General features: G+C 32.0%; 1 protein-coding gene. It reads right to left on the reverse strand.

What is annotated here, in order from left to right; translation table 11 throughout:
* The coding region (locus AZI32_RS17750) for an MATE family efflux transporter (RefSeq protein ID WP_242865334.1) at positions 1 to 503 on the reverse strand (503 nt) is incomplete at both ends.

Consider the following 503-nt stretch of genomic DNA (forward strand, 5'->3'; position numbering starts at 1 on the left):
TTAATGTATTTATTTTTTTGATATAATCAAGTATTAATGGAATACAAGCTGCAATCCAAGCCATAGGACCTGCTAAGCAAACTCCAAAATAACCTAAGAATAAAGGTAGTGTAAATGCAACAACTGTTCTAGCTAATAGTTCACAAACTCCAGCCAACATAGGAACTAACGTGTAGCCCATTCCTTGAAGTGCATTTCTATATATGAATATTAAGCTAAGTGGTATAAAGAAAAATGCAACTGTAGTTAGGTATTTCATAGAGTAAGCAACTACATCTGGATCAGAATTTGATACAAATAGCTTAACAAATTGATCACCAAATAAAAATAGTATAAGACCTCCCACAAGACCTATAATAATATTTATAATAGTACATTTTTTAACGCCTTCTTTTATCCTATCTATATTTCCGGCTCCTAGATTTTGAGCACAATAAGTTGCCATTGTAACTCCAAATGTTATACTAGGTTGCATAACTAATTGCTCTACTTTAGATGCAGCA

Source organism: Clostridium sp. ATCC 25772 (assembly GCF_001573875.1).
Classification (GTDB): Bacteria; Bacillota; Clostridia; order Clostridiales; family Clostridiaceae; genus Clostridium_J; species Clostridium_J senegalense.